Here is a 6,630-nt window from a genome sequence, read left to right as displayed (position 1 = left end):
TGAACCAACTCATCGTCGATCGCGACAGTGAAATTGCTCGGTTGAATCAACAAAGAGAAGGTGATCTTTCACATTTTTCGGCTTTGGCTAGCCAAAGCGAAGTCGAGATTGCCCGGTTGAACCAACTCATCATCGATAGCGATGGAGAAATTGTCCGACTTAAGAAGTTCGTCGTCAATAATGAGAACGAGGCCGCCCGAGAGGTCAATCAACTGGTCAGCGACGGCGAAATCAAAGCCGTTCATCTGAATGGGATGATCTCCGATCTAACCGAAGAACTGCGTTCGGCAAACGATCGCGCAATTCTTCAGCGCAAGGAAGCTTGGTCGCGCGAAGCCGATTTGAAGGCTCGTGTAGTTGACCTCGAAAACACCCTCGGCCATATCACCCAATCGACGGCGTGGAAAATAACCAGGCCCTTTCGGCTGTTTTTTGCACGTCTCCCCAGAAGCGCCCGCTTCTTAAGGCGATCGCTCAAATTCCTCTGGTGGACATTATCGCTTCAACTGAACTCGCGGCTAAAGCAAATGCGGCATTCCAGGCAACGGTTGCCGCAACCGATGATGATCGCTGTCGATCATGCGCTGGACGAGGCGTCAACGCTGTCGTCTTTCGAGTCAGCCTCTGCCTTCAAAAGTGACGGCGCCGAGGAAAAACCGGACCGGCCAATTATCGAGCACGAACGGACACCGAATCGGCATCCTGACAAAGCATCTTCGGAATCGAAGGGCATTGCTCCGGTTTTAGAGTGCTTGCCAGACGTCTTGACGTCGTCCACCGGCTCATTGCCTGAACATGCCGACGATACGCAGGTAGCATCGGCTTCGATAAGCAACACGGTGCAAATCCGCGAGGCGGCACCGAATCGGACTGCGGCGGAAGCCGCGCTTGAGGCGGAAGCGACTATCCCTGGCTTGGGCGGCTTGCCGCCTGCCCCTCCTACGTTACATGCCGAGCTGTTGCTCCAAGGTGTCGAAACCCCGGAGCCGCCGCCTTCGGCGATCAACATTGAGCAGGTTCTGGCACGGATTGAGGATTTCGAAGGCCGCGTGCGCGAACTCGCCTCAACTGTTTCCTTGTTAGGTACGCCGGCCCCTCAATCCCACATCGCCGACCGGGGTCCGGAGGTTCATCAGCTCGGTATCGGGCTTGAGCGGGAGTCGGCGCGAATTCAGCACGTTGAAAATTGCGTGCTCCACCTGACGTCCATTGTCGAGCTTGAACGTCATCGGACAGATTACGCTCTGCTCGGCGTCGATGGCATGCTGAAGGAGATCGAACTTTATCATAAGACGCGCGCCAGAACGGACTACAATAGCGCGTTCGAGCAACAAGCACCTCTGGTTTCGATCTGCGTTTCCACAATGAACCGGTCGGATATCTTGATCGAACGCTGCTTGAATTCGCTGGTTAACCAGAGTTATCGCAACATCCAGATCATCGTGGTCGGCGATCATTGTACCGACGACACCGGGTCGCGTATCGCCCGTTTACGTGATGACCGCATATCGTTTCACAACCTGTCTTCAAGAGGACCCTACCCTCCGCCCGGACATGATCGATGGATGGTAGCCGGCACAAATGCGATAAATGCCGCAATGTCCATGTGTGAAGGACAGTTTGTCACGCACCTTGACGACGACGATGCTGCCACGATCGATAGAGTTGAAACTCTGCTGAACGCCGCGCAACGGCACAAAGCGGATTTCTGCTGGCACCCGTTCTGGTATGAAAACAAGGATGGTTCCTGGTACCGGCTAGGAGACGGTCGGTTCGAGCTCGGTCAAATCACCACAGGATCGACCTTCTATCATCGTTATTTCACAAAATTCCCCTGGGATGTGTTCGCGTATCGGACTCGCGAGCCAGGCGACTGGAACAGGCTCCGGAAGATAAGGGCGCTACGACCGAATCTTCATTTCGTTGATCGGCCGCTTATGTTTCACTATAGCGAAGGAAGCCAGCGACCGTTTACTCCCCGTAACGGCGAGCTGTTCGTGGAGTAGGTTTGTCTTGATCACGATTCACATGACGACATATTCGCGGCACAAATCCGGTTTGCTGCGCGCAGCAATCGAGTCAGTGCTCTCGCAGGATTTTGCGGACTTCGAATTTATCGTGTGTGACGATGCGAGCAATGATGGCTCGGCGGAGTACTTGAAAACGGTTGCGGATTCCGATCCCAGGATTCGAATTTTACGCAACGAACGAAATCTGAATAATGTTGCGATTTCCCTCGGTCGATGTCTGGCCGCTTCCGATCCGAACCGCCAATTCGTCAGTTGGATGTTCGACGATTGCGTTCTACGCCCGGGAGCGCTGGATAAACTGGCACGCCGCATTCGGGAATCTCCGACGGAGGTCCTATTTGGCGTCACCGACGTTTACCTCAAAGATGGAAGTGCTTTCAAAGTAGGAGAGAAGTCGCCCTCCGAGATACGCCGCAAAATCAAACATTCGTCCGTGCTGGTTCCGAATGCCGGTATCATGGTTGACCGTCACGTATTCGATACCGTCGGCTGGTACGATCCAAGCATCGTCCTACGCCGGTCCTGCGACTGGGATTTATTCCGCAGAATGATATCCGCGGGAATTTCGTTCGACACCATTCCAGATGTTCTGGTGGAAGAGCATGGTGAAACCCAAACGGATTCATTAAGAAACAGCTTTACCACCACGTTCGATATCATGCGCCGCTTTGCATCCGCTCGAGACGCGGCCGGCCTTGTTCTTAACCTCCAGAATTGTCTGAGCATGCCGATCGACTGGATCCCACCGGGAGACTGGAGCAAGGATGAGCTCACCCTCATTCAGTTCATGTTTCTGGAATACTTCGTTGCGATAGCGGATATTCCTCGAGCCTTTCGCTGGGCCAAGCGACTGGCATCCGAACTCGACAAGCCATCGCTATCGCTGAGCAATTTGAGTATTATGAGTGACTCGAATAATGGTAATCAGTCCCTGTTGGCGGCGGGCGCGTATTGCGGTGTCTTGCTGGGCCTGTACAAGCAAGCTCTTGCCGAGCGGAGCTTGACAGCCTGATCAACCGCCTTCTACTTTTTCAGTTTTGACGGGGACTCATAGAAAATATGAATGATTCAACGGACATCATGGTAGAGAACGCTTTCTCGGTCGGATTTCCCCGGCCGGGCTTCGAACACCTCGACCTTGATGAAGCCGAGCTACGTGCGGAAGCGAGTGTTCGCTATATTTACTGTTCAGGAATCGAAGCATGGAGCCGCGACGAATTCCGGCACACTTTGACTGCGATCATGAGAATATTGCAGCCGGCCGGCGTTGTCCGGATTGCGACCCCCGACCTGGATTCAACAGTCTATGGGTACCTGCTGGATTGGAACCGCGAGCAATTGCCCGGCACGACCCGCGCGCAGCGATTGAACGATTGGAGAAAGAGCGTAACGGCTCAGTTCATTTTCAACGAAGACGATCTCCGGGCTGAACTCGAGAACGCCGGTTTCGTCGACATCTGGCGGCTTGTTGCCGGAGCATCCTCAATCGAGGTTTTTCTTGATTGCGAGGAGGACGCCACCGCGCTCGTGCTCGAGGCACGAAAACCGGCGTCGATGAATGGCTGAGAAAATTCCTTTCCTGAAGCCCAATCCGGCCAAGCTAAGCCAACTCCTGGACCAGCTGGCTGAAATCGAGGCCTCCAACATCTTCAGCAATTACGGTCCTGTCAACACGCGCCTCGAGCAATCGCTTACGCGAGAGTTTTTTGGCGGCCGTGGAGCCTGCGTCAGCGTTTGCAACGCCACGATCGGACTCATGCTCGCAATCCGGATGGCTATCGGTGCCGCAAGCAATAAAACTCGGCGTTATGCGCTGATGCCGTCATTTACCTTCGCCGCCACCGCTCACTCCGCGATCTGGGCCGGCTTGACCCCTATGTTATGCGATATCGAACCGGACACCTGGCTCGCATCGGCTTCCGCCGAAAAAGAACTGCTTGATAGATACGGTGATAAAATCGCCGTCATTGTTCCCTATGCGGCTCTCGGAAATAATCTTGATCTGAGCCGTTACGAACAGCTCTCCGACGATTACGGCGTTCCGATCGTCGTCGATGCGGCCGCATCACTCGGATCGCTGGATGACGACGGTAATAATTTCGGTACGGGGTTTCGTCATCCGATTGTATTTTCGATGCATGTCACCAAGACGTTTGCAACATCCGAAGCCGGGCTGATCTACTGTGCAAATACATCGTCGATCGACACCCTGCGAGCGATGGGGAATTTCGGATTCGATCGACCCCGCACCGCGACGATGCCGGGCCTGAACTCGAAATTGAGCGAGGTGGCGGCGCTGCTTGCCCTGCAAAAGCTCCAGGGTTTCGATCAGATCGTCAAGAGCCGGCTTCAGCGCGTCAAACTTTACCAAGAGATGCTCAAGGGGTGGGTTTTCCAGCGCCGGATAGGACAAAGCCATGCGCACCAGTTTGTCTCGGCGCTGATTCCGGCGCTTTACGCAACCCGTCGGGAGCACGTCTTCCAACAGCTCGCATCTCAAGGGATAGGATTCGGCCGATATTTCGATCCTCATTTGGCGGATCAACCTTATTTCAGGGACCTTTGCGTTTTCGGCGAGCTTCCAGAAACCCAAAACGTCGCAAGTCGAATCATTTCGCTTCCACTGTCGGATTCCATGCCCGAGGCTGACATCGCGAGGGTGTGCCATGTTCTGCATGACGCCTGTAGTTAATTTCGACGAGCTGCAATACACTGATTTGCCAACGTCCAGGAACTGCCAGGGATATCGAACGCTATGGAAATTCTAGGCGGCCGCTATCTGACCGAGGGCGATCTTGCGCATCGTGGGATAAAGAAAGTCGGCAGCAACGTTCGCGTGCATGAAACGGCGATACTTGTCGATCTCGAGCGGATTGAAATAGGATCCAACGTCAGAATTGATCCCTATTGCGTGCTGAGTGCCGCTGCAGGTCATATCAGGCTCGGGAACTATATCCACATTGGAAGCCACAACGTAACGGTGGGCGGGGGCGGCGTTGAATTTGCGGATTTCGTCAATTTGTCCCAAGCCGTTCGCATCTATTCCGTGAACGACGACTATAGCGGCGAAAGCCTTACCAGCCCGATGATTCCCCGGCACCTTTCCCACACCATTTCCGGAGCGGTAAGACTTGGCCGCCACGTGATTGTCGGCTCCGGAAGCGTCATTCTTCCACGGGTTACGATTGGAGACGGCTGCGCGATAGGTGCGCTCTCACTGGTCAACGGTAGTTTGCCCGATTGGGGCATTTACGCCGGCGTTCCCGTGCGGCTGATCCGGGCTCGCAGCCGACGGTTGCTCGCGGATGAAGCCGCGCTGATCGAAACCGGGTCGTAGAAGCGTTTCCCCGCAACAAAGGCCTCGCTTGGTGCAAAGCTCGACAATCACGCCCTATGCCTTGAGCGGAACGACAGCGGGCCGCCTTCTGATCATTGACGATTTCTATCCGAACCTCACCACCGGCTTCAGGATCGCCGAGTACAATCACTATCTTCGGGTCTTTCCGGATCTTCTGATTGCATCCACCAGCAGTGATTTTAAACGGCAGCATGCCGTCTTTGCTAGACTTTATCCCGACGTGCAAGGCCGTGTTGTCGCTTTTGACCCGGCCATACTGCCCAATGCCAAGCTCTGCTTTTTTAACTTTCTCAACAACACGCACTACCACGTCGATGCTCTGGAAGCTGCCGGCCTTCCCTTTGTGTTTACGCTCTATCCGGGAGGCGGATTCGAACTTGAAAGCGATGCCGCGAAATCCAAGCTGACCCGCGTATTGGGATCTCCCATGTTACGGGCGGTCATTTCGACTCAGCCGATCACGACCGACGTTCTTCGGCTCATGCAATGCCCCGTTGACGTCCATGAGCTATATGGTGTCGTGATTAACCCCGCCTATTTTCGTCCATCTAATCCAGAACTGCGGCGTACAATTAACTCTGGCGATCGTGCGCCGAAGATCTGCTTTGTTGCGCACAGATACGATCCAGGGGGGAGCACGAAGGGTTATCCGGTATTCATCGACGTTTGCGCGAAACTTGTCGATCGTCATCCTGGTATTGAATTTGCCGTTGTCGGCAACTATGGGCCCGGTGATCTCGATATTCCGCCACAACTCGCCGGCAGCCTGCAATTCAAAGGCTTGATGGCAACTTCGCAGCTCCGTCAGTTCTTGCTGACCCAGGATTTGATGATTTCGCCCAATCAGCCATATACGGTATCGGGAGCAGCGTTCGACGGCTTTCCCACCGCTTCTTGCGTGGAAGCGTCGCTATGCGGCGTCGCCGTTTTATGCGCCGACGAACTTAATTTGAATCGTTTTTACGGCCCTGACGAGATGATGATTTGTGAGCCCGAAGCATCGGCGATATTGCGGATAATCGAACCGCTGCTGGAAAATCCGTCGCTCCTTACGCAAATCGGCGAGCACGGCAGAAAAAAAAGTGCCTTGCTGTTTTCGGCACAGGCTCAGTTGCTGCCCCGAACGCGAATATTGCGTGATGCTGCAGCTCAAGAAGGGTTCATCGCGTAAGCTTGCATCCGTCCGCGCTCGATAGCTATTTCTTCACAGCAGTTATTTCACCAAGTGCGGCGCCCGGCAGC

6 protein-coding genes are annotated in these 6,630 nt (G+C 54.4%); all 6 read left to right on the top strand.

Going from position 1 to position 6,630, the window contains the following annotated elements; translation table 11 throughout:
* The coding region (locus ACFE72_RS01740) for a glycosyltransferase family 2 protein (protein WP_375411319.1) at nucleotides 1–2,006 on the top strand (2,006 nt) is incomplete at its 5' end.
* A 7-nt stretch (nucleotides 2,007–2,013) separates the two neighbouring features.
* The gene (locus tag ACFE72_RS01735) at nucleotides 2,014–3,042 is read left to right on the top strand and encodes a glycosyltransferase family 2 protein (RefSeq protein WP_375411318.1); all 1,029 of its coding nucleotides are present in this window, start codon (nucleotides 2,014–2,016) and stop codon (nucleotides 3,040–3,042) included.
* Nucleotides 3,043–3,089: 47 nt separating this feature from the next.
* On the top strand, nucleotides 3,090–3,596 hold the full coding sequence (locus ACFE72_RS01730) for a hypothetical protein (RefSeq protein WP_375411317.1): 507 nt from the start codon (nucleotides 3,090–3,092) through the stop codon (nucleotides 3,594–3,596).
* Complete coding sequence (locus ACFE72_RS01725) at nucleotides 3,589–4,722, top strand: DegT/DnrJ/EryC1/StrS family aminotransferase (protein ID WP_375411316.1); 1,134 nt, start codon at nucleotides 3,589–3,591, stop codon at nucleotides 4,720–4,722. The genes ACFE72_RS01730 and ACFE72_RS01725 overlap by 8 nt, the downstream gene beginning before the upstream one ends.
* 63 nt (nucleotides 4,723–4,785) lie before the next feature.
* Entirely contained in the window at nucleotides 4,786–5,367 is a 582-nt protein-coding gene (locus ACFE72_RS01720; RefSeq protein ID WP_375411315.1) for an acyltransferase, read from the top strand.
* 31 nt (nucleotides 5,368–5,398) lie between these two features.
* A complete protein-coding gene (locus ACFE72_RS01715) occupies nucleotides 5,399–6,559 on the top strand; it encodes a glycosyltransferase (RefSeq protein ID WP_375411314.1) in 1,161 nt (386 codons plus the stop codon).
* Nucleotides 6,560–6,630: the final 71 nt, after the last annotated feature.

Source organism: uncultured Bradyrhizobium sp., assembly GCF_964252615.1.
In the GTDB taxonomy this organism is placed as follows: domain Bacteria; phylum Pseudomonadota; class Alphaproteobacteria; order Rhizobiales; family Xanthobacteraceae; genus Bradyrhizobium.
Note: the sequence above shows the minus strand (reverse complement) of the source record. Positions and strands in the feature narration are given on the sequence as shown.

What these genes read in the sequence shown, in the direction of transcription:
- ACFE72_RS01730 (WP_375411317.1), top strand. Translation starts at nt 3,090, where the DNA reads ATGAATGATTCAACGGACATCATGGTAGAGAACGCTTTCTCGGTCGGA.
- ACFE72_RS01725 (WP_375411316.1), top strand. Translation starts at nt 3,589, where the DNA reads ATGGCTGAGAAAATTCCTTTCCTGAAGCCCAATCCGGCCAAGCTAAGC.
- ACFE72_RS01720 (WP_375411315.1), top strand. Translation starts at nt 4,786, where the DNA reads ATGGAAATTCTAGGCGGCCGCTATCTGACCGAGGGCGATCTTGCGCAT.